22 protein-coding genes and 2 pseudogenes are annotated in these 21,383 nt (G+C 58.6%); 22 read left to right on the top strand and 2 right to left on the bottom strand.

Annotated elements, in window-relative coordinates:
• Positions 1–17 precede the first annotated feature (17 nt).
• From GLR48_RS22000 to GLR48_RS21955, 10 genes are all read left to right on the top strand, one after another.
• Positions 18–566 carry a DUF421 domain-containing protein gene (locus GLR48_RS22000; protein WP_237065685.1) on the top strand — a complete coding sequence of 183 codons (549 nt, stop codon included), beginning with the start codon at positions 18–20 and terminating at the stop codon, positions 564–566.
• A 79-nt stretch (positions 567–645) separates the two neighbouring features.
• Positions 646–834: a hypothetical protein gene (locus tag GLR48_RS21995; RefSeq protein ID WP_237065678.1), complete on the top strand. Its 189-nt coding sequence runs from the start codon at positions 646–648 to the stop codon at positions 832–834.
• Positions 835–856: 22 nt separating this feature from the next.
• Positions 857–3,970, top strand: a complete 3,114-nt coding sequence (locus tag GLR48_RS21990; RefSeq protein ID WP_237065676.1) for a formate dehydrogenase subunit alpha — start codon at positions 857–859, stop codon at positions 3,968–3,970.
• Positions 3,970–4,566 (top strand): formate dehydrogenase FDH3 subunit beta, encoded by a 597-nt coding sequence (fdh3B, locus tag GLR48_RS21985; RefSeq protein ID WP_237059317.1) that lies wholly within the window; start codon positions 3,970–3,972, stop codon positions 4,564–4,566. The genes GLR48_RS21990 and fdh3B overlap by 1 nt, the downstream gene beginning before the upstream one ends.
• Complete coding sequence (locus GLR48_RS21980) at positions 4,563–5,801, top strand: formate dehydrogenase subunit gamma (RefSeq protein WP_237059319.1); 1,239 nt, start codon at positions 4,563–4,565, stop codon at positions 5,799–5,801. Before fdh3B ends, GLR48_RS21980 begins: the two co-directional genes overlap by 4 nt.
• Positions 5,798–5,935, top strand: coding sequence for a hypothetical protein (locus tag GLR48_RS21975; protein ID WP_237065674.1), 138 nt, complete (start codon positions 5,798–5,800; stop codon positions 5,933–5,935). Before GLR48_RS21980 ends, GLR48_RS21975 begins: the two co-directional genes overlap by 4 nt.
• A gap of 275 nt (positions 5,936–6,210) precedes the next feature.
• Entirely contained in the window at positions 6,211–6,804 is a 594-nt protein-coding gene (locus tag GLR48_RS21970; protein ID WP_237065672.1) for a hypothetical protein, read from the top strand.
• 329 nt (positions 6,805–7,133) lie between these two features.
• Positions 7,134–8,174 (top strand): LacI family DNA-binding transcriptional regulator, encoded by a 1,041-nt coding sequence (locus GLR48_RS21965; RefSeq protein WP_237065670.1) that lies wholly within the window; start codon positions 7,134–7,136, stop codon positions 8,172–8,174.
• 260 nt (positions 8,175–8,434) lie between these two features.
• Positions 8,435–9,508: an AI-2E family transporter gene (locus tag GLR48_RS21960; protein ID WP_237065668.1), complete on the top strand. Its 1,074-nt coding sequence runs from the start codon at positions 8,435–8,437 to the stop codon at positions 9,506–9,508.
• 225 nt (positions 9,509–9,733) lie between these two features.
• Positions 9,734–10,435: a cobalamin B12-binding domain-containing protein gene (locus tag GLR48_RS21955; protein WP_237065659.1), complete on the top strand. Its 702-nt coding sequence runs from the start codon at positions 9,734–9,736 to the stop codon at positions 10,433–10,435.
• A gap of 33 nt (positions 10,436–10,468) precedes the next feature.
• Here GLR48_RS21955 and GLR48_RS21950 read toward each other — a convergent pair whose 3' ends face one another.
• Positions 10,469–11,824 carry a sensor histidine kinase gene (locus GLR48_RS21950; protein WP_237065830.1) on the bottom strand — a complete coding sequence of 452 codons (1,356 nt, stop codon included), beginning with the start codon at positions 11,822–11,824 and terminating at the stop codon, positions 10,469–10,471.
• A 70-nt stretch (positions 11,825–11,894) separates the two neighbouring features.
• Between GLR48_RS21950 and GLR48_RS21945 the strand changes: the two genes are divergently transcribed.
• From GLR48_RS21945 to GLR48_RS21910, 10 genes and pseudogenes are all read left to right on the top strand, one after another.
• The gene (locus GLR48_RS21945) at positions 11,895–12,047 is read left to right on the top strand and encodes a hypothetical protein (RefSeq protein ID WP_237065657.1); all 153 of its coding nucleotides are present in this window, start codon (positions 11,895–11,897) and stop codon (positions 12,045–12,047) included.
• Between the two features lie 13 nt (positions 12,048–12,060).
• Positions 12,061–12,762 carry a haloacid dehalogenase type II gene (locus tag GLR48_RS21940; RefSeq protein WP_237065655.1) on the top strand — a complete coding sequence of 234 codons (702 nt, stop codon included), beginning with the start codon at positions 12,061–12,063 and terminating at the stop codon, positions 12,760–12,762.
• Between the two features lie 280 nt (positions 12,763–13,042).
• Complete coding sequence (locus tag GLR48_RS21935; RefSeq protein ID WP_237065653.1) at positions 13,043–13,294, top strand: DUF6522 family protein; 252 nt, start codon at positions 13,043–13,045, stop codon at positions 13,292–13,294.
• 261 nt (positions 13,295–13,555) lie between these two features.
• Positions 13,556–13,957: an IS66-like element accessory protein TnpA gene (gene tnpA, locus GLR48_RS26150; protein ID WP_442915863.1), complete on the top strand. Its 402-nt coding sequence runs from the start codon at positions 13,556–13,558 to the stop codon at positions 13,955–13,957.
• Positions 13,954–14,118, top strand: coding sequence for an IS66 family insertion sequence element accessory protein TnpB (tnpB, locus tag GLR48_RS26145; protein WP_442915862.1), 165 nt, complete (start codon positions 13,954–13,956; stop codon positions 14,116–14,118). The genes tnpA and tnpB (GLR48_RS26145) overlap by 4 nt, the downstream gene beginning before the upstream one ends.
• Positions 14,060–14,305 (top strand): IS66 family insertion sequence element accessory protein TnpB, encoded by a 246-nt coding sequence (tnpB, locus tag GLR48_RS21930; protein WP_442915861.1) that lies wholly within the window; start codon positions 14,060–14,062, stop codon positions 14,303–14,305. Before tnpB (GLR48_RS26145) ends, tnpB (GLR48_RS21930) begins: the two co-directional genes overlap by 59 nt.
• Before the next feature lie 59 nt (positions 14,306–14,364).
• Positions 14,365–15,983, top strand: a pseudogene (tnpC, locus tag GLR48_RS21925) (IS66 family transposase); the annotation flags it as partial.
• A 9-nt stretch (positions 15,984–15,992) separates the two neighbouring features.
• Positions 15,993–16,613: a plasmid pRiA4b ORF-3 family protein gene (locus tag GLR48_RS21920; protein ID WP_336886671.1), complete on the top strand. Its 621-nt coding sequence runs from the start codon at positions 15,993–15,995 to the stop codon at positions 16,611–16,613.
• Between the two features lie 36 nt (positions 16,614–16,649).
• Positions 16,650–16,973 (top strand): annotated as a pseudogene (locus tag GLR48_RS21915) (TSUP family transporter); the annotation flags it as partial.
• Positions 16,961–17,653: a transposase gene (locus GLR48_RS21910; protein ID WP_237065651.1), complete on the top strand. Its 693-nt coding sequence runs from the start codon at positions 16,961–16,963 to the stop codon at positions 17,651–17,653. The pseudogene GLR48_RS21915 and the gene GLR48_RS21910, both read left to right, overlap by 13 nt.
• Before the next feature lie 184 nt (positions 17,654–17,837).
• Here the strand turns inward: GLR48_RS21910 and GLR48_RS21905 are convergent, their stop codons facing one another.
• A complete protein-coding gene (locus tag GLR48_RS21905) occupies positions 17,838–18,092 on the bottom strand; it encodes a hypothetical protein (protein WP_237065649.1) in 255 nt (84 codons plus the stop codon).
• A 293-nt stretch (positions 18,093–18,385) separates the two neighbouring features.
• Here GLR48_RS21905 and GLR48_RS21900 point away from each other — a divergent pair, with 293 nt between their 5' ends.
• Both GLR48_RS21900 and GLR48_RS21895 read left to right on the top strand, forming a co-directional pair.
• Positions 18,386–19,903 (top strand): ATPase domain-containing protein, encoded by a 1,518-nt coding sequence (locus GLR48_RS21900; RefSeq protein ID WP_237065647.1) that lies wholly within the window; start codon positions 18,386–18,388, stop codon positions 19,901–19,903.
• Between the two features lie 212 nt (positions 19,904–20,115).
• Complete coding sequence (locus GLR48_RS21895) at positions 20,116–21,360, top strand: sensor histidine kinase (protein WP_237065645.1); 1,245 nt, start codon at positions 20,116–20,118, stop codon at positions 21,358–21,360.
• Positions 21,361–21,383 lie beyond the last annotated feature (23 nt).

Below are 21,383 nucleotides of genomic sequence, written 5' to 3'. Positions count from 1 at the left end.
ATAACAGGAAGTTCCAAATGATCAGTGAAATGCTATTTCAGAACTGGTCCGGTCTCGCCCGCACTTTGATCGTGGGCGTGCTAGCTTATCCCGCACTTCTGATCATGTTGCGTATATCAGGCAAGCGCACGCTTGCCAAACTCAACGCCTTTGATCTGATCGTGACGGTGGCCCTCGGATCGACGCTAGCGTCGATCCTCTTGTCTGAAAGCGTGGCTCTTGCCGAGGGACTCTTAGCGCTCGCGGTGTTGATCGGTTTGCAATGGATCGTGGCGTGGTCATCGGTCCGGTCTTCAACAGTAGCGGAGCTAGTGCGATCGGACGCAACTTTATTGGTGCGCGATGGTGCCATCTGCCGCGGCGCACTGCATCGCGAACGGATCACCGAGGTCGAACTGATGACCGTGATCCGTCAAAGCGCGGCCAGTGCTATCGAAAATGCGAGCGCCGTCATCCTCGAAACTGACGGATCTTTCAGCGTAATTGCACGCGAAGACGACGGAACTCCGGGGGCTTATGCGCAAGCAGGTCTTTCATCGGTCACCGACCTTACGATAGATCAGTAGCGCTCGGATTTGTACTATTTTATCCTTGCCTCCCTGCGGCACAGGACTACGATTTTTTCATTCTTACAAAGTGAGTTCAATGCCCGATAAACTCGATCCGATCCGTCGCCGCTTGCTGGCGGGAGTGCCACTGGCCTCTGTCAGTCTGGCGCTTGGTGCCGGCACGGCAGAAGCCGCTGCACCCATCGTTCTGCCCGTCGATCCGCGCCAGCCACAATTCGTGACCACGGATCACGTTGCCACATACTATCGGCTGTCCCGCAGCTGACCCCCAACAGGAAGACCTTGTGATGTTGCGTCGCCGTACAACGACTCCGACCGTCTCAACGCCCCGAGTGGGCAGCACTCGACGCGAATTTCTGCGCAATTCCGGACTGGCCGGACTGGCACTGGGTGCCGTCGGCAGCAGCGCTGGCCGGGTCGTGCAGGCCCAGACCGCCCCGGCGACGCCGTCGCTGTCCACGACCTACCACAAGACGATCTGCCAGTTCTGCTCGGTTGGCTGCTCGCTTTGGGCAGAGGTCGAGAATGGCGTCTGGGTCGGGCAGGAGCCTGCGTTTGAATCCCCGATCAACCAGGGCACGCATTGCGCCAAGGGTGCCGCCATGCGCGAGATCGCGATCGGTGACCGCCGTCTGAAGTATCCCATGAAAAAGGTCGCCGGCGAGTGGACCCGGATCAGCTGGGATCAGGCGATCAGCGAGTTGGGCGAGAAGCTGAACGGTATCCGCGAGGAATTCGGGCCTGACTCGGTGTACTGGCTGGGATCGGCCAAGTTTTCCAACGAGCAGAGCTACCTGTTCCGCAAGCTGGCGGCGTTCTGGGGCACCAACAACGTCGATCACCAGGCGCGGATCTGTCACTCGACAACGGTGGCCGGCGTGGCGAACATCTATGGCTACGGCGCCATGACCAACACCTTCAACGACATCCGCAACGCCAAATCCATCCTGATCATCGGCGGCAATCCCGCCGAGGCGCACCCGGTCTCGATGCTGCACGTCCTTGCGGGACGCGAGAACGGCGGCAAGATGATCGTCGTCGATCCCCGCTTTACCCGCACCGCCGCCCACGCTGACGAATATGTCCGCATCCGGCCCGGCGCCGATATTGGCTTTTTGCTGGGTCTGGTCCGCGAGATTTTCGCGAACGGCTGGGAAGACAAGGAATACATCAAGCAACGCGTCTGGGGCATGGATCAGATCCGCGAGGAGGTGCAACACTGGACGCTGGAAGAGGTCGAGCGCGTATCCGGCATTCCGGCAGAGCAGACCGCGCGCGTCGCCCGGACACTGGCCGAAAATCGACCCGGCACGCTGATCTGGTGCATGGGATTGACGCAGTCCACCGTCGGGTCGTCCAAGACGCGCGCCGCCTCGATCCTGCAACTGGTGCTGGGCAATATCGGTAAGACCGGTGGCGGCGCCAACATCTTTCGCGGCCACGACAACGTGCAGGGTGCCACGGACCTTGGCGTGTCCTGCGACTCGCTGCCAGCCTACTACGGTCTGACCAAAGGCGCGTGGAAGCACTGGAGCCGAGTCTGGGATGTGGATTACGACTACATGCTGTCGCGCTTCGAATCAGAAGAGTTGATGCAAGCCGAGGGCATGCCACTGTCCCGCTACATGGACGCGATCCTCGAACCCGCAGAAAACCTTGACCAGCCGAACCCGGTCAAGGCGATGATGTTCTGGGGCCACGCCGCGAACTCTATTACCCGCGGGCCGGAGCAGCGCGAGGCCATGGACAAGGTCGATGTGCTCTGCGTCATCGACCCGCACCCGACGCAGGTCGCGATCATGTCCAACAAGCAAGACAACGTCTATCTGCTGCCTGCGTCGTCGACCGCCGAAATCCACGGCTCTGTCACGAACTCCAGCCGGTCGCTGCAATGGCGTGACAAGGTCTTCGATCCCCTGTTCGAGGCGAAAAGCGATTACGAGATCACCTATCTGCTGGCGAAAGCCTTCGGTTTTGCCGACGAGATGTTCAAACACATCGGCGTCCAGAACAACGAACCGTTCGCCGAGGACCTGCTACGCGAGATCAACAAGGGCACCTGGACGATCGGTTATACCGCCCAAAGTCCGGAACGGCTGAAGTTGCACATGCAGCATCAGGACAAGTTCGACAGCATCACGCTGAAGGGCATGTCGGAACCGGTGCTGGGCGAATACTACTGCCTGCCTTGGCCCGCATGGGGGAATCCCAAGGACGGGCATCCCGGCACACCAATTTTGTACGATACGTCAAAACCGGTAGCAGAGGGTGGTCTGCCTTTTAGAGCCCGTTGGGGTGTGGAACATGATGGAGAAAACCTGCTGGCCGAGGACAGCTTTCCAGCTGGGAGCGAGATCGAGGATGGCTACCCGGAAGGTACACTGGGCATGCTGGATGCTTTGGGCTGGACCGACGAGCTGACCGCGAAAGAAAGGCTGATTATCATAAGCATAGGTGCCGACCGCTTTAAATACGACATGTTCAGCATGACCGAAGCCGACGCGGACAAAGCGATGAGCCAACTGACACTGGCTGCACTGAGGGGGCAGAGTGGTGGATCTGACGATATCGATGAAAGCTGGGGTGGAGCCAACGCAGAAACGAGTAGCGACCAGACGGCTATTGCCCAGCGTTTTGGCGATTATCCTGACAACGCCATGACAGCAATTGAAGCCTATCTGGCGGACAATCCGCAAGAAGATGCCCCTGATAATGCGACTTTACGCGACAAGGTTCAGCGGGTGAACTGGAAGACCGACCTGTCGGGCGGCATCCAGCGCGTCATGATCGCCCACGGTCTGGCGCCCTATGGCAACGGCAAGGCGCGGACGGTGGTCTGGACCTTCCCGGACCCGATCCCGAAACACCGCGAGCCGCTGCTGACCGCGCGCCGCGACCTGCTGCCGGAATACAAAACCTACGAGGATCAGCGCAAATGGCGGGTTCCGGTGCTGTATGAAAGCATCCAGAATGTCGACTACGCCAAGGATTTCCCGATCACGCTGACCTCTGGCCGGCTTGTGGAATTCGAGGGTGGCGGCGACGAGACCCGGTCGAACAAGTGGCTGGCCGAGTTCCAGCAACAGATGTTCGTCGAAATCAACCCCGCCGACGCGGACCGTGCAGGCGTGACCGACGGCAACGATTGCTGGGTTGCATCACCTAACGGTCGGATCAGGGTCAAGGCGCTGGTCACCCCGCGCGTCGGTGAAGGTACGGTGTTCCTGCCATTCCACTTCGCAGGTTTCTGGATGGGTGAAGACCTGACCACGAAGTATCCCAACGGCACCGAACCCTACGTCTTTGGCGAGGCGACGAACACGATCCAGACCTACGGGTATGATATCGTAACACAAATGCAAGAAACCAAGGCAACACTCTGCCGGATCGAGGCTGTCTGATGGCACGTTTAAAATTCCTTTGCGACACGGACCGCTGCATCGAATGCAATGCCTGCGCCACATCGTGCAAGAATGAACACGAGGTGCCTTGGGGCATGGTGCGCCGCCGCGTCGTGACCATCGACGACGGCCAACCCGGAGAGAAATCCGTTGCGATTTCCTGCATGCACTGCACCGATGCGCCCTGTGTCGCGGTCTGCCCGGTCAGCACCCTGTATCAGACCGACATCGGTGTCGTGCTGCACAATAAGGACACCTGCATCGGCTGCGGTTACTGCTTTTACGCCTGCCCCTTCGGTGCGCCGCAGTTCCCGCGCGCGACCCTGTTCGGCACGCGCGGCACGATGGACAAATGCACCTATTGCGCCGGTGGTCCCGAAGAAAATGGATCAGAGGCGGAGTTCAAGAAATACGGTCGCAACCGCATTGCCGAAGGCAAGCTGCCGATCTGCGCCGAGGTCTGTTCGACCCGCGCGCTGCTCGCTGGTGACGGTGACGTGATCGGCGAAATCTACCGCGAGCGCGTCGTGGCCCGTGGCTTCGGCTCCGGTGCATGGGGCTGGAAAACTGCATATTATCCGGAGCAGGGCGCATGAGCGACGAGGTCATTGTTCACGGGCGGGATTTCACCCGCTACCGGATTGGCGGCGCGATCGTCGCCTTCATCCTTGCCATCGCGCTGGTGTGGCAGATCTACGAGATCTTCGACGGCGATGCCCGCACGGTGCCAGAGGTCCGATGGGGTGTCACCGAATACAACGGCAAGCAGATGGGCGCGCAGGATGCGGCCAGCGGCCTGCTAACCGGCGTGGCCCTTGCGGACCGCACGACGTTCCAGGCGGAACGTTACCAAACCGGTCCGTCGCCCGATGCAGCGCGGCCCGACTACAGCGTCGTGCCGGACACGATGATGACCAACGCGCCGATGGCAAACGGTGACAAGTTCACCGAGAGCTGGTCCATCTACGGCGATAACACTGGCGCCATGCTGCGTCCGGCAGAGCGCACGGTCGGGATTTCATCTTTGCCTTACCCGAACGCGGCGTTGTTCGAACGTCCCTTCGGCCGTGACTGGCGGCTGGGTGTTGCCGACATCGCGACACATCTGGGCGCGATGGCGATCCTTGGCATGGGCTTTCTGCTGGCGCTGATCCTTGCTGTCCGCGGTCGGGTGCCGATCGCCCATGGGCGCAGCAAACACACGGTTCGCCGCTTTAACCTGTTCGAGCGGGCGACACATTGGCTGACGTCCGTCAGCTTTATCGGGCTGGCGCTGACCGGTCTGGTCATCGCCTTCGGCAAGACGCTGTTTGCGCCTTTCGGCGAGGCGGCTATCGGCGCTGTCGGCTGGATTTCGACATGGGGCCACACGATGTTCTTCCCGTCCTTTGCGATCGGGATCATCCTGATGGCGGTCATGTGGATGGGGCGCAACATTCCCGAAAAGCGTGACCTGCACTGGCTGCGCCATCTGGGTGGCATGGCGACGGACGGTGGCCATATTCCCGCGAAAAAGTTCAACGCCGGGCAAAAGCTGATCTTCTGGTCGGCGATCCTTGGCGGTGCGCTGATGGTCGTCAGCGGCGTGACCCTGATGTTCCCCTACTATTGGGCGACGCTGGGGACGCTGTCCTGGGCCATGCTGATCCACGCTATCATCGGTCTGCTGCTGATCGCTATCTTCATCGGCCACATCTACATCGGGACCGTCGGCATGCAGGGCGCGTTCTGGGCGATGTGGGGCGGTCAGGTGGACCGCAACTGGGCCAAGGAACACCACGAAATCTGGCTCGACCAGATCGAAGGACGCACCGGAGGGACCTACAAATGACCGCGTTTCTGATGGGGGCCGGCACGGCAATTGTCCTCGCGACCTTTACCTTCTTTGCCATGCAGGCGGGAACCGTGGCAATGACGGCGCGGTTCGATTCCCCGAACCTGCATTTAGAAAGAATCAATCGATAACATTTTTAAGCTTTTGGCCACATCGCGGCAGAGTGAGAACCCATTTTTTGAGGCAATATATCAGCATTGCCGACAAGTTTCCTGACCCTGAAGATGCAGCGTACCGCGCAGCCGCAGGCTGCTACCTGATCGGCGTCAAAACAAACCATTGGCCCATCATGCCTAGCCCGTTCAAAACTCGATTATTTTGAGGCAGGCAACTTTTGCTTTATTTTTGCGTTGGCCTACATGCGCTGGCGTTCGCCATGCGCAACTTTGGTGAGGAGAACCGAAACATGAAACTGACACTTATGAGTGGCATCAGCGCGATCGCAATGCTTGGGGCTGCATCGCCTGTATTCGCTGCAGCACATACTGACGGCGCAATGATGACCTGTGAGCAATTCCTGGCGCTGGCGCCAGCAGATCAGGAATCCGCTGCTTCGACCCTGGCCTCCGCGGGTAAAGGGAGAGCAATGGGTGCGGGCGCAACCAGCGGCACTGATGGTAGCACGACGGATGCCGCTGCCGCAGGATCAACCGATGCCGCTGCTGCAACAACTGACAGCAGTACGACGGGCACGATGGCGACGGATGCACCAGCGACGGACACGCAATCCGATGCGACCGTAAATGCGGATGGCAGTGCCACGACCGATGGCACGATGCCATCTGACGGGACCACTGACGCGACCGCCTCGAGCGATGGCAGTATGTCGACAGACAGCAATGCATCCACCGATGCTCCTGCAACAGATAGCGCGACGTCGCCCGCTGGTGGCGCAACAACAAGCGCCGACGCGACGGGAGGCAGCATGGGCAGCATGTCCTCTGACATGGTAATGGCAGTTGTCACGATCTGCACTAACACCGGTGGTGCCACGAACTGATCGTCAGCGGATTGAAATACGGAAATTGCAGGTGGCGTTAAGGCGCCATCTGCGACCTTCAGCGATAGATTGATTCTAGAAATTATATCGAAGGCTCTTAAAGACCCCTTTTGATCATGTGGATTGGCATCCCCCCCTGCAAAGAAAGCAATCGGTACGCGTGACAGGGCGGTCACTGTTAAAAGCCTTGCCTCAACCATAGGTTTTATTGTCGGTTTCGGATGGACCTTTATCCGATTGATGTAGAATTATTGAATTGAGAACAGATTTGGGACAATGTGGTGCACTCGAACAAAAAATGCGCGTCTGGCCAGGATCGTGCAAGCACCATGGAATGGACCGTTCCGTTGACAAAGCCACCACGCCGACCAATTACGATACGCGACGTCTCCGAGGTGGCGGGCGTCAGCGAAATGACTGTGAGTCGCGTATTGCGTGACATGAGAGATGTCAGTGCTACGACCCGGAACAAAGTCAAGGACGCGATCAAGCGACTGGGTTACGTCCCCAACCGCATTGCCGGATCGCTGGCGTCGAGCCATGTGAATCTGATCGCCGTCATCATTCCGTCTCTGAGGAATATGGTCTTTCCGGAAGTCCTGTCCGGTGTTTCCGATGCGCTGGATGATACCGACCTGCAGCCAGTCTTTGGCGTGACGGAATATCGTCCTGAGCGCGAGGAGAAGGTGCTGTTCGAGATGTTGTCTTGGCGGCCCGCCGGCATTATTATCGCTGGGCTCGAGCATTCGGATCAATCGCGGGCGATGCTGGCGCGGGCTGGCATTCCAGTGGTTGAGATAATGGATACTGACGGCGATCCCATAGATGCCTGCGTCGGCATTTCGCACCGGCGCGCGGGGCGAGAGATGGCAGAGGCCATTGTCGCAGCAGGCTATCGCAAAATAGGCTTCATGGGGACGCAGATGCCGCTGGATTACCGTGCGCGCAAGCGGTTTGAAGGGTTCACGTGTACGCTGGCCAAGTCCGGCATAGAGATTGTAGACCACGATTTCTATGCCGGTGGGTCCGCATTGACCAAGGGACGAGAGATGACCGAGGCTATGCTAGCCAGGCATCCCGAACTCGATTTTCTGTACTATTCTAACGATATGATCGGCGCAGGTGGGTTGATGTACCTCTTGGATAAAGGCGTGAATATTCCTGGTCAGATTGGCTTGGCCGGGTTTAACGGTCTCGAGATTTTGGACGGATTGCCGCGCAAGTTAGCCACGATGGACGCGTGCAGGTTCGAGATTGGGAACCGGGCTGCAAAGATTATCGCAGCACGCGTCCTGGGTCAGGATCCGGGGGAGGAGCGGGTGCAATTGACGCCCCGTATCGATTTGGGTGACACGCTTACCCGGGTTTGATGCGTCGCGGTACAGGTCGCAACAGTTTTATTATAAATCAGGCGAGGATTTCTATTTTGGCGTTTCACGAATTTGGCTTCAAGACATTTTTAATTTTGAAGCCAGTGACATTGCCGCGGAGTGCGACAAGCACTGATTGTTCAGTATTGAAGAAGGCTTTGCTACAACAAAGCCGTCTCATTGAATGAAACCAGAAGCGCCGATAAAGTTTTACGTAGTTTTCGGTCACTCAACGTCAGCTGATCTCTGTCAGGTCTATCATGAAGCGAACCAGCCATATCGAGGCGATCCGCCGCAGTCTGATCGTCGTCACTCTGATCGCTCTTTCGGCGACATGCTATGTGGCCCGGGACTTCCTTCTACCGATCCTGTTGGGCTTTCTGATTACCCTGACCCTGTCTCCGATATCCCGTGGCCTCGCCCGGATTGGCGTACCGCACTGGGTGTCCGCTCTAGGTCTCATCGGCGCGACTGCAGGCACCATTGCGGTCGCGATCTACTATTCCAGCGCCACTATTCTGGGTTGGATGGACAATTCAGACGCAATGCGGTTCGAGCTTCAAACTAAGCTCAGTGGCATCTTCCAGAAATTTGAGCAGGTGCGAGAAGCCAGCCAAGCGGTTGCGGAGGTTGCCGGGTCCGATCCTGTGAAGCAGGAAGTGGTCGTTCAGCGGCCGACGCCGGTCGGCGGTGCACTGAGCGTTGTCAGCAGCATCGGGGCTACCCTCGCCGTGGCGCTGGTTCTGGCGGGGTTCCTGCTTGCTTCGGGCCACATGTTCTACATCAAGATCCTGCAGTCGCTCCGGACGCTCAGCGACAAAAAGCGTGCTCTGACCATGGTCCACGACATTGAAAGACGCGTATCACGCTATCTGCTGACCATCGCGCTGATCAATGCGGGTCTGGGAATTTGTGTTGGTCTAGCGCTGTTTGTGATCGGCATGCCTAACGCCTATATTTTGGGAGCTGCGGTCTTCCTGCTGAACTTCCTGCCCTTTGTCGGCGCCCTCATCGGCGTGGCCCTGGTGGGCGCGTTGTCAATTCTAACCTTCGACAGCCTCTCCTACGCCGCGTTGGCGCCGGCCGCCTATCTCATCCTGAACGCCCTGGAGGGAAGTTTTGTAACGCCTGCGCTACTCGGGCAACGGCTGGAATTGAATACCGTTGCGGTCTTCCTAACTGTGGTGACGTGGGGCTGGCTATGGGGAATCCCCGGTGCCCTCATCGCCGTCCCGGTCCTCATCGTGTTCAAGGTCGTCGCCGACAATATCGAAGGAATGAAGGTCGTCGCGAATTTTTTGGGTGCTGGAGAATCTGCCCCGCGTGAGCAGTAAAGCGGGCGCAATGAAGCGACACTTCCGACGGCCGTGAAGCAAAATGTCGAGGTCCGATGGGAACGGATCTCAACCGCGGTGCGCGAACCTGCAATTTTCTGCTGGGCTCCAGATGTCGGATCGTGGGCTTTACACGCAGAGGATTGGGAGAACGCAACAGTATCCAATTTGGGAACAGAAGTTCGAAATTGATGTTGGGTTCCAGTTCTAAGTGGGAATGGTGAATTGCAACTGTGCACCGAAGACCGGGACTGGCTCGGTCAACAGTTTATGTTCGGAGGCGCTGCGGGCGGGCGCGCGGCCATCGTGAGCTTGTTTCCAACCAATTTGACACGGCGCGAGCTGTGCCTCGATGTCCTACGCCCAGTCGCGGATCACCTCGGCGCCTTGTGGCTGAGGGATGAGGTGACATTCATGAGCGTTCGCGTGGCGACTGCGCGGATGGAAGCGTTGCTCCGAACGACTTCCGAGCCAGCTGATGTCGTCATTACCAAGAAAAGGAAGCAAGCCGTCTTCGCGAGCGTTCCCGGCGACGACCACACGTTCGGCGTTCAGATGGCAGCAGATCTGCAACGCGCGAAAGGTTGGGACATTCAGCTTGTGGCCAACGTGAACGTAGCTGACCTACTGGCAGAAATTGTGAACTCTCCCGCGGAAATCCTGGGTCTTTCGATCGGGTCGAGTTCTTCGATGCACGCGCTTTATACAACGGTGCGGATGGTGAAATTGCACCGGCCCGATATGAAAATTCTCGTTTCTGGTGCCCTCGTAGGTATCGAGGCTCTCCCTATCGAGCGCCTCAGTGTGACGGCGTACGCGGATCATTTCGAGCGGGCGGAAACGTTGCTCGACGCAATGCTGGATACCACCACGACGCGTCGCAATCACTCGGATGTTGTGACAGTCCTTCCGCCCAACTTTTCTTGATTGATGCCCTGCGCCACAGCGGCGGATTAGTGTCTAATCCGTCCGTATCTCGATGGAATATCTGACACCGTCCGGATTGAAATCGTGTTCGACCCGGTGCGGCGGTGGAAAGAGAGCGTTGCTGAGCAGAGTTGAGCCAAATCCACTTTGCGCGGGAGCCTTGACCGGTGGGCCTCCAATCTCCTGCCAGACAATGCGGATGCTGCCGTCTGGTAGGACCTCCCACCGGATGGTGACTTTACCCTCGCGTACAGACAAGGCGCCATATTTCACGGCATTGGTAGCAAGCTCATGCAGCGCCATCGCCAAAGGCGTGGCGAGGGCTGGAGGTACTGAAATATCCGGCCCCTCCAACGTGATTGGGTCGTGATCCGGGTGGCGGTAGGGTGCAATAATGCGATCTGCCAGGTCTGCGACCAGCAACGCTTCGGCGTCGGTCCTAAACATCAGATCTGTTGCTGCACTGATGGCTTGAAGGCGACCCTTAAACCATCTCAGGCCTTCATTCTTGTCGCTGGCTGGCCAGCTGCGCGATGCGATCGCACTGATGACCGCGAATGCGTTCTTCAGACGATGGCGCATCTCCAGCGCAATCGTTGTCACTTGTTGCTCACGCCGCACGCGATCGGTCACATCGATCAAGACGCCAATAGCACGTGTAAACGGAGGCTCTTTTGGCTGAATATCAGCGCGCAGGAGAAACGTCCGTTCCCGACCGTCGCGCAGGACGTAGCGTACTTCGCTTTGTACCTTCGTGCCGCCGTCCGCCATTTGCGCGGCACTCACCTCCTTCAGCCGGTCTTCTTCCCCGGGTGCGTAGAGTCTCCGAAAGTCCTCCGCGCTCGGCGTGGCGTCGGACGGAAAGCCAAACAAGCGGTTCATCTCGGGTGAAGGGCTGATCGTGTCCGATGCGATGTCCAGATCCCAGACCGCAAGGTCACCCGCTTCAATCGCGAGTTGGAGGCGGGCGCTCTGATCCTCCAACGCCTGGCGCAAGACACGGCTTTCTGTCACGTCCTGGATCGAACCGGAATAGGTCACTGCTGCCTGAAGTCCGTTGACGAGACCAAATTGGGCCAGCCCATGGGCCTGTATCCAGCGTGTTTCGCCTGTGTCAGGACGAATGATGCGATAGGAATAGACCTCCGAGCCGCGCACATCCGGGTCGAGAGCCTGTCGTGCAATCTCCCTGGTGCGAGGCAAGTCCTCAGGATGGGTCAGAGCTCGCACAGTTTCAGTTGTGACCGGGCCGGAGCGTGATAGTCCCAAGATGCATCGCGCGAGATCCGAGTAGTCAATGATGTTTGACGTCAGATCCCAGTGCCACACACCAATGTTTGCAGCTTGAACCGCAGCCTTCAGTGCTGCAGTTGGCAGGTCATGGAGCACCAAGTTGGCCCCGGTCGCAGGACAGGACGTTTGTGACATCGTAGTCTCCCCACACTGCAGGCAAATCGCCGTGCTGCAGATCACCTATCCGACGCATCTCGTGTTTTTGCAACGTCACCCGAATCGGAAATGCGATCAAGTCGTTCGTGCTGGTTTTAGTGCCGGTGACAAGCTCGAAGGTTGCGTCGTCGCACAAGCACCGCCAGATCTCTATGTAATCTGAAAAAGGAGACGACATGTCCCAAGCACCTTCCATCATCGTATTCGATGTGAACGAGACACTTCTTGACCTGACAACGCTGGAGCCTGTGTTCGAGCGTATTTTCGGCAATCCCGCCAAGATGCGAAATTGGTTTGCAGAGCTGGTTCTCTATTCGCAGGCGTTGACGGTGTCGGGTCTCTATGCCCCGTTCGGTGAACTGGCCGGGGGCGTCCTGCGGATGGTGGGCGAGACCGAGGGCGTTGCGATTGCCGACAGCGATGTCGACGATCTGAAACGTCACATCGGATCGATGCCAGCTTTGCCGGATGTACGTCCTGCATTGGAAAAACTCCGGGACGCCGGGTTCCGGTTGGTGACGCTGACAAATTCGCCGCCGGCGGCGTCTCCCACGCCGCTGGAGCGCGCGGGAATTTCGGAATATTTCGAAAGATCTTTCAGCGTGGACGAGATCCGCAGGTTCAAGCCTGCACCAGAGACCTACAACATGGTCGCCGGGGCGCTGAACGTGAACGTCACTGACCTGTGCATGGTGGCCTGCCATCTGTGGGACACGATTGGCGCACAGGCAGCGGGATGTGCGGCGGCTTTGGTTAGACGTCCCGGCAATGCTGCGATGCGTGTCGAGGACGTTCCGGTGCCTGACATCATTGCCGATGACATGTCACAAATTGTGGATCAGATTCTCGCCCGTTGGGGGATGTCGCAGACAACGTAAATACGTCTGGGGAAGTTACTGGCGATCTCGCAGACCGGCAGTAACCCGTGTTCAGGCGGCGTGCGTGCCGCGCACCGGATAGTCCTTTTGACGGATGAACGTCAGACCGTCGAGTAGCCCCTTCAGGGCAGGGTGCGAAAACGGTGGACCGACAGCGTTTCTAGAATATTGTGTGACAGGCCCCGTGGCACTGGACCGCATTCATTACGAGTATTTCGGTCCGGGCGACGACCTGATGGCAGCCTGAATTTGCAAGGTTCACGAGAGGCCAACCAGAAACATGAAACTCAGTCTAGCAAACGGTCAGGTCACGGTCGACGGCGCCGATTTGGCGCCACTGCTCGCAATGGAGCCTGACGGTTTGCGCAGGAAAATGCGGGATGGCGACGTGCGCATCCTGTCTGAAACCGGAGAGGGAGACGATGCCGGCCGGCAGCGTGTTACCTTCTGGACAAAGCAGTGGCGGGTGCGACTGACCTGTGATGCAGAGGGCGTTGTCGTGAAACAGTCCCGCGCCCGGATCGGTCCATGACTGAGGCAGAGGTCCGAAAGGTTTTCGGGCATGGATCGGCCAAAGACGTATCAATCGGCAGTGGCCGGTCCTTTGTCCCTATCGCACCTGCGTTGCAGGGCGACCTTCACGCAACTGACGCGCAAAACGTACCAAGTTGCAGACCAATCGAACTTTGAGTGACAAGCGCTTTTTAAGACGCAAAGGTCCTCTGCATGTTCGTAAACATTCGCCGGGGGCCGTCTGGCTGCTTGTGGGTGTGATTGTTTATCGAGTGTTCTTATGGACGCACACGAGAACACCCCCCGCATTCAAGTTTTATCAGTCTCTGATACTGGGCGGCGTCGCCGCTGGACAGATGACGAGAAGGTCCGGATCGTTGAGGAAAGCCTTGTCAATGGCGTGACCTTGGCCGAGGTCGCGCGGCGCCATGACGTTTCGCGGTCCCAGCTTTACGATTGGCGCTATCGTTGTCGGCATGGTTTGCTGAGTTCTGGCCCGAAGTTTTTGCGTGTTTTTAACATCGACGAAGCTCCAGGTGGGCCTGATCCTGATAATATGCCGGCTCCGCCGGCACCTGTGATGACTGTCGATTTTGGCGCGCGCTGTCGTGTGTCGATCCCGTCCGACTTTGACATGGAGGCTGCAGCGCGTTTGCTCAACAGTCTGTCGGTGGGGCGATGATCGCGTTTCCGGCGGGCACGAACGTGTGGATCGCGGGTGGCGTGACGGACATGCGGCGCGGGATGAATACCTTGGCGTTGTCGGTCCAGCAGGGCCTTGGACGTGATCCGCATACCGGTGAGATCTTCTGCTTCCGGGGGCGAAAAAGGCGATCTGGTTAAACTGCTCTGGCATGACGGTGTCGGCATGTCGTTGTATCTGAAGCGGCTTGAGGCGGGGAAGTTCATCTGGCCGGTCAGCCAGGATGGGACGGCTGTTTCGATATCCGCCGCCCAGCTCGGCTATCTTCTGGAAGGGATCGACTGGAGAAACCCACGCTGGACGCAGAGGCCCAAAACGGCTGGGTAAATTACGGTGAAACGCCTGTTTTTATTGGCGCTTCATGCTGTCTGTGGTAAATATTTGCCATGTCAGATGCCGCTTCCGAAATCGCCAGATTGAGTGCCGCCCTTGCCGCGCAGACAGCCCGCGCGCACGCGGCGGAGGTCGAACTGGCACAGGCCCGCGCCCTGGCCTCTTGCACGCAAGCAATGATCCAGGAATTGAAGCTGGAGATCGCAAAGTTGCGGCGCGATAAATACGGCATCTCTTCCGAGCGTCGCGCGCGGCTGATCGATCAGCTGGAATTGCAGCTTGAGGAATTGGAAGCAGCTGCCACCGAGGATGCGTTGGCGGCTGAACAAGCCGCAGCGCAGGACAAGGCCAGCACCGTGCGCGCCTTCACGCGGCGCAAGCCGGTGCGCAAACCCTTTCCCGAGCATCTGCCGCGCGAGCGTGTGGTGGTTGAGGCGCCGACCAACTGCACCTGCTGCGGCTCGGACCGCATCGTGAAGATGGGTGAAGACATTACCGACACGCTGGAAGTTATTCCGCGGCAGTGGAAGGTGATCCAGACCGTCCGCGAAAAGTTCACTTGTCGGTCATGCGAGAAGATCAGCCAGCCGCCAGCGCCTTTCCACGCCATTCCGCGCGGTTGGGCCGGGCCGCAGCTGATCGCCATGATTGCTTTCGACAAGTATGGACAGCACCAACCACTGAACCGCCAATCCGATCGGATTGCGCGGGAAGGTGTCGATCTCAGCCTGTCTACCACCGGCTGATCTGATCGGTCATGCCTGTATAGCACTGGCCCCCATTCATGCGCTGATCGCGCGCCACGTGCTGGACGGTGGCCGTTTGCATGGTGACGACACGACCGTGCCGCTTCTGGCGCGCGGCGGCACCAAGACTGCGCGGCTCTGGACCTATGTGCGCGATGACCGACCATGGGATGGGGGTGCGCCGCCTGCCGCGCTCTTCCACTTCTCAACAGATCGTCGCAAGGAACACCCGACACGGCATTTGGCCGGGTGGCATGGTGTGCTGCAATCGGACGTCTATGGCGGCTACAATGACCTGTATCTGGCAGATCGTAGTCCGGGCCCGGTGCGCTCTGCGCTGTGTTGGAGCCATGCCAGACGCAAGTTATTCGAGCTGGCCGACATCAAGTCCATCGCCCGTAAGGGCAAAAAAGGTGGCAGAAGAAATCTCGCCCATCGCGCTGGACGCTGTGACCCGGATCGATGCCATCTTCGCTGTCGAGCGCGAGATCACCGGCCTGTCAGCTGCAGCGCGTCATGAAGTCCGGCGCCAGCGGGTCGCGCCGCTGGTCAAGGATCTTTATGACTGGATGCTGGCCGAGCGGGCGCGGATGTCAAAGCACAACCCTGTCGCCAAGGCGATCAATTACATGCTCGACGGGACAGGTCGCTGGGAGGCCTTCACCGCATTCCTTGATGACGGGCGCCTCTGCCTGACGAACAATGCCGCCGAACGCGCTCTGCGCGGTATCGCATTGGGCAGAAAGTCATGGCTTTTTGCAGGGTCAGAGCGCGGTGGCGACAGGGCGGCCTTCATGTATACCCTCATCGTCACGGCAAAGATGAATGATATCGATCCGCAGGCATGGATGGCCGATGTGCTCGCGCGCCTGCCGGATTTGCCCGTGTCACGGCTGCCAGAGCTGCTGCCATGGCACTGGAAGTCAGCAACGCAAATGGGGGAGGATTGCTGCATGATACCGGTCGCGCGCCTCAAGGTCACATTATCCGATGTCGCACCTCAGGTGCTCCGGCGCTTCGATGTGCCCCTCAAGATCAAGCTGAACCGCCTACATGATGTGATCCAAGCCGCCATGGGATGGACCGACAGCCATCTCTATGAGTTCCGGGCCGGCGGAGTCGGCTGGGGCGTGCCAGATCCTGAATACGACTACGATGATCCGCTGCCCGCCAGCAAAACAAGCTTGCTCGATGTGCTCGAAGATGTCGGCACCAAAACCATTCATTACGTCTATGACTTCGGCGACAACTGGCACCATGTGGTCAAGGTCGAGAAGATCGATGACGCCATCCCGGGCGCCGCATATCCGCGCCTTGTCAGGGCTATCGGTGCTTGTCCCCCGGAAGATGTCGGTGGCGTGCCCGGTTATGCTGAATTCCTTGATGCAATGACCGATCCCAAGCACGAGGAACACGACCGGATGCTGGAATGGTATGGCGGACAGTTCGACCCAGATGAGGCAGAGATCGGCCGCATCCTCGACAACTTTGAGCGCCTCGCCAAAAAATGGGCACCAAAGCCACGCAAACCAAAAGCGGTTCCGAAGCCCGTCTGATAGGGCACAGCGGCGGCCTTCGGCGGATGCTTACGCATGTTCTCGACTTTCGTGCTTGTGATCGCCGGTCTATTAGCCGGCGGTGTGAATGCTGTCGCTGGCGGCGGAACGTTGCTCAGCTTTCCGGCTTTGGTCTGGCTTGGCGTACCGCCAATCATGGCCAACGCGACGGCGACGCTGACGGCGTTGCCTGGTTACATCGGAAGTGCCTGGGCATACCGGGATGACATCAAAGCAGAGGGAGCGTTGCGTCTTCGGACCATTGTGACGGTCGCGGCATGTGGCGGGCTGATCGGTGCGGGGCTTCTTCTGGCGACGCCGGGGGATGCGTTCATCGGTACCGTGCCATGGCTTCTGCTCATGCGCCCCGCCTGACTGAGATGATCGATCTTCGCCACGCATTGGCGAAACTGGAAAAGCTGATTGACTGGGAGTTCTTCGAAACCGAATGGGCCAGTTTCTTTCCTGCCACGACAGGGCGGCCAGCACCATCGCCGCGCCTAGTCGCGGGGCTGCTGTCTCTCCAACATGCCTATCGTCTGTCCGACGACGCCGTCGTCGCCCGATGGGTCGAGAACCCTTACGACCAGCACTTCACCGGTGAGACATTCTTCCAGCACCGTCTCCCTGTCGATCCGTCCTGCTTGACCCGCTGGCGTTTGCCCGAAGCCCTGGAGCAGGTCGCGATCCTGACCGGTCGGCCTCCGGATCTGGCCGTCGTGGACCGCGGCTATCGCGGCCACGGTGTATCGACGACAAAAGTGCTGATCAGCGGCAAGCGCCGGGGCCTGACGCCAAAGTTGAAGACACTGCTGAGGCGGCGAAGCGCCATAGAACCAGAGATTGGACACATGAAAACTGACGGACGTCTGTCGCGATGCCCGCTCAAGGGGACGTTCGGCGATGCGGTCTTCGCCGTGCTTTGTGGTTGCGGCCACAACATCCGCAAGATCCTGGCCCGCCTCAGGGCTTTGTTGTCCCTCATCCTGGCCGCATTATGCGCCGCCGCAACGGACAGGATCAGGCCGGCAAACTGCTAACTTGTCGCAGGATCGTGTTGTTCAGCGTGAACTAAGTAGCTGAAAAGCTGCCGGATGTCGCTGCATTATTTCAGCGCGACTTCGAAACTGACATCATTCCATAGCCTTGGCACGGGCTTTCATACTCTCAAGACCTGAGCCTTTCGACCGGGGGTCATAACTTCCACGTCGATCGGTGACTTGGTTACGGCTTAAGACCCGATTTTTCGCCTAGATTTATGCGATTGATCAGCGCAGCGACTTGTCGGTGCGTATTTTTCTCGGCTTCAGAGCCCGGGGCATTTTCGTGCGCAGCTGCTGCATCCTGCAAAATGCCGGCAAACTCGTTTTGAGGTAAAATACGTTGATCTTTCAGTGCCAACAGAAGGGCCTCACAGATGGAAAGCGCTGCCATCCCAGCGCATTGTTCCTCTTCGGGCGCGCTACTCTCTTTATTCATCGTGATAAATCCCCTCGGCACTTGAGCCTGTCATGAAAAGAACTGTCGTTATCGAAGACGATAATTCGAAAACACCTTTGTCAGGCTAATGTACATCAGTTTGCAGACAGATTGGTGGCAGCAGACACATTGCCGAACGTCTTCCTGCTCGTATCTACCTGTTCTTAAACTGCGTTTACTAATGATCTGCCATAATTCCATGGCTGGATTAGATGACATAAAGGCATTATCGTCTGCTGAACTTTGCCTGGTCCATCTCTCGTCGATGGGCATCATGAAGACGGATCCATTTTATGCCAGATACGACGTGGGGGGGGACCCAACCCCGGCTTCTGACCGGTACCCCGGGCCTGAATGAAGTGCTCCGCGGCGGTCTGACGCCTGAGAGATTGTATCTTGTGGAGGGGACACCCGGCGCTGGTAAAACAACGCTGGCACTGAAGTTCCTGATGGAGGGGCGCCAGTCGGGTGAGCGCAGCCTCTACATCACGCTGTCGGAAACTGAAACCGAACTGCAGGCCGTGGCAAAGTCGCACGGATGGACGCTCGATGGTATCGATCTCTTCGAGATGGTCGCCGAAAACGAATTTGGCGCAGACCATGAGCAGTCCCTGTTGCATCCCAGCGAGGTCGAGCTTGGAGAGACGATCCGGGGCATCATCAACCTCGTGGAACGGACCGACCCGGCCCGCGTCGTGCTGGATAGCCTGTCGGAGCTGCGGCTTCTCGCGCAGAACCCCTTGCGCTACCGGCGTCAGATCCTGGCGCTGAAGCATTTCTTCGCGCGCCGCAAATGCACCGTCCTGATGCTCGACGATCGCACATCCGAACCCGGTGATCTCCAGCTGCACTCCATCGCCCACGGCGTAATCTCGCTGGAACAGCTGGTCAGTGATTTCGGTTCCGAGCGGCGGCGGTTACGCATCGTCAAGATGCGGGGCGTGCAATACTATGGCGGCTACCACGACTTTTCCATCGAACCGGGTGGGATCTGTGTCTATCCGCGCCTGGTCGCAGCCGATCACAAACGTAGCTTTTCAAGTGAGCCGGTCACGACAGGCCTCGCAGCACTCGATGCTCTGCTGGGTGAGGGCCTTTTCCCCGGAACCAATACATTGCTGGCGGGGCCAGCTGGTGTCGGCAAAACAACGACTGCCGTGCGGTGTATGATTGCTGCCCTGCGACGTGGTCAGAAGGCCACCTACTTTCTGTTCGATGAGCGACTGTCGACCTTGATGATCCGTTCCAAAGCCCTCGGTATGGATTTGCAGCCATTCATTGATGGCGGCCTTCTGGAAATCCGCCAGATTGATCCGGCGGAGTTGTCACCGGGGCAGTTTGCGGGTGCCGTGCGGACGGCGGTGGAGGAGGACGACGTCAGCGTTGTCGTGATCGACAGCCTCAACGCCTACTTGCACGCCATGCCCAGTGACAACTTTCTCGTCCTGCAGATGCATGAGTTGCTGAGCTATCTGGCACAACAGGGCGTGGTGTGCCTGATGATCCTCGGACAGCATGGCATCACCGGCGATCTGCGCTCGGATGTCGATATCAGCTATCTTGCGGACACGGTTATGATGCTGCGGTTCTTCGAGGCCGGAGGTCAGGTCCGCAAATCCATTGCTGTCATCAAGACACGGACGTCGGATCATGAGCGTACGATCCGGGAATTCCGGATCGATGCCAATGGCATCGTGGTCGGTGATCCGATCCGCAACTTCACCGGCATTCTATCCGGCACACCGGTCTATACGCCGACGAATGGCGACCTGCTGTCGCTCGACGGCGCTAACGAAGACAGTGCCAAGTGACAGAGGATGACGTGCCAGGTGGTTCGGCTGATGAAAGTCCGCCTGATCTTAGAACATCCGTTGCCGTCCTAGCCCCCCACGGGCGGGACGCGGTAGTTGCGTCGCAGCTTTTGACAAACGCCGGTCTGACGTCCGTCACGGCTCAGAGCCTCGCAGACCTGACAACGTTTGTTGGTGCCCACATCGGCGTCGTCCTTCTGACGGAAGAGGCTTTGGCCGCGGACGATGTCGCGTTCCTGACGGCGGCGCTGGACGCGCAGCCATCCTGGTCCGACATACCGTTCATCGTGCTGGCCAATAAGGGAGTGGGTCGGCGTTCTGATCGGGCGATGACGCGCGTGGACGCGCTGCGCAACGTTGTCCTCTTGTCGCGGCCACTCCACGCCGAAGAACTGGTGCGCGCCGTCAGGTCCGCCCTTTCCGCGCGGGCGCGGCAGCATGAGGCGCGGCACCATTTGGAAGAGTTGGAGTTACGTGAACGCCAATTGCAGGACAGCGAAGCGAAATTCCACGCGATAGCGGATTCTGTCGATCAGATGATCTGGTCGACGATGCCCGATGGGTTCCATGACTACTACAACGCGCGCTGGTATGAGTTCACCGGTGTGCCAGAGGGCTCGACGGACGGTGAAGCGTGGAACGGGATGTTTCACCCCGACGATCAGGACCGGGCCTGGGCGGCATGGCGCAGCAGTCTAAAGTCGGGCGAGCCTTATGAGATCGAGTATCGTTTGAAGCATCACTCCGGTGAGTATCGCTGGGTTTTGGGCCGTGCGCAGCCGATGCGGGATACGACCGCCAGAATCCAGCGCTGGTATGGCAGTTGCACCGACATCCACGAGATCAAGGTGGCGCAGGAGCAGCGTCAGTTGCTGCTTGCTGAAATGAACCACCGTGTAAAAAATACACTGGCGATGGTGCATGCCATGGTATCGCAAACGCTGCGACAATCGGATAGTCTCGACGACGCACGCACTGCAATCCAGTCTCGCATCAGCATGATGTCGCAAGCGCATGACAGGTTGATCCATTCGACATGGACAGAAACGTATATCCGGGACGTCGTTGAGGCGGCCCTGATGCCGCATCACACAGGTGAGGACCGTTTCAGCATTTACGGGCCGAACCTTCCAATTGGTTCGAAGCAAGCGCTGGCGCTGACGATGGCCCTGCACGAGCTCGCAACCAATGCTACAAAATACGGGGCGCTGTCCAACGACCGGGGCCGCATCGACATTGTCTGGACAGCCAATGAAGATTTGCCCGCTGCTGGGTTCACGTTCGCATGGCGGGAAAGCGGCGGGCCCGCAGTCGCCAAACCCACACGGCGCGGATTTGGCAGCCGGATGATCGAACAGGCTCTCGCAGGCTATTTTTACGGTGTTGCGGAACTCAATTACGATCCGACTGGTTTGGCCTTCAATCTGACAGCACCCCTGTCAGGTCTCACAGCGTGATTCCCAAAAAAATTCCGAGGACG

The sequence above is a fragment of the Loktanella sp. M215 genome, assembly GCF_021735925.1.
GTDB lineage: Bacteria > Pseudomonadota > Alphaproteobacteria > Rhodobacterales > Rhodobacteraceae > Loktanella.
This window is presented reverse-complemented; position numbering and strand designations above follow the sequence as displayed.

Bases quoted from the DNA above. Each gene is read 5' to 3' on its own strand.
- GLR48_RS22000 (WP_237065685.1), top strand. From the start codon at position 18: ATGATCAGTGAAATGCTATTTCAGAACTGGTCCGGTCTCGCCCGCACT.
- GLR48_RS21995 (WP_237065678.1), top strand. From the start codon at position 646: ATGCCCGATAAACTCGATCCGATCCGTCGCCGCTTGCTGGCGGGAGTG.
- GLR48_RS21980 (WP_237059319.1), top strand. From the start codon at position 4,563: ATGAGCGACGAGGTCATTGTTCACGGGCGGGATTTCACCCGCTACCGG.
- GLR48_RS21970 (WP_237065672.1), top strand. From the start codon at position 6,211: ATGAAACTGACACTTATGAGTGGCATCAGCGCGATCGCAATGCTTGGG.
- GLR48_RS21905 (WP_237065649.1), bottom strand. From the start codon at position 18,092: ATGAATAAAGAGAGTAGCGCGCCCGAAGAGGAACAATGCGCTGGGATG.
- GLR48_RS21935 (WP_237065653.1), top strand. From the start codon at position 13,043: ATGAAACTCAGTCTAGCAAACGGTCAGGTCACGGTCGACGGCGCCGAT.
- GLR48_RS21975 (WP_237065674.1), top strand. From the start codon at position 5,798: ATGACCGCGTTTCTGATGGGGGCCGGCACGGCAATTGTCCTCGCGACC.
- GLR48_RS21920 (WP_336886671.1), top strand. From the start codon at position 15,993: ATGGGGGAGGATTGCTGCATGATACCGGTCGCGCGCCTCAAGGTCACA.
- GLR48_RS21910 (WP_237065651.1), top strand. From the start codon at position 16,961: ATGGCTTCTGCTCATGCGCCCCGCCTGACTGAGATGATCGATCTTCGC.
- GLR48_RS21960 (WP_237065668.1), top strand. From the start codon at position 8,435: ATGAAGCGAACCAGCCATATCGAGGCGATCCGCCGCAGTCTGATCGTC.
- GLR48_RS21990 (WP_237065676.1), top strand. From the start codon at position 857: ATGTTGCGTCGCCGTACAACGACTCCGACCGTCTCAACGCCCCGAGTG.
- tnpA (WP_442915863.1), top strand. From the start codon at position 13,556: ATGGACGCACACGAGAACACCCCCCGCATTCAAGTTTTATCAGTCTCT.
- GLR48_RS21965 (WP_237065670.1), top strand. From the start codon at position 7,134: ATGGAATGGACCGTTCCGTTGACAAAGCCACCACGCCGACCAATTACG.
- GLR48_RS21940 (WP_237065655.1), top strand. From the start codon at position 12,061: ATGTCCCAAGCACCTTCCATCATCGTATTCGATGTGAACGAGACACTT.
- fdh3B (WP_237059317.1), top strand. From the start codon at position 3,970: ATGGCACGTTTAAAATTCCTTTGCGACACGGACCGCTGCATCGAATGC.
- tnpB (WP_442915862.1), top strand. From the start codon at position 13,954: ATGATCGCGTTTCCGGCGGGCACGAACGTGTGGATCGCGGGTGGCGTG.
- GLR48_RS21900 (WP_237065647.1), top strand. From the start codon at position 18,386: ATGCCAGATACGACGTGGGGGGGGACCCAACCCCGGCTTCTGACCGGT.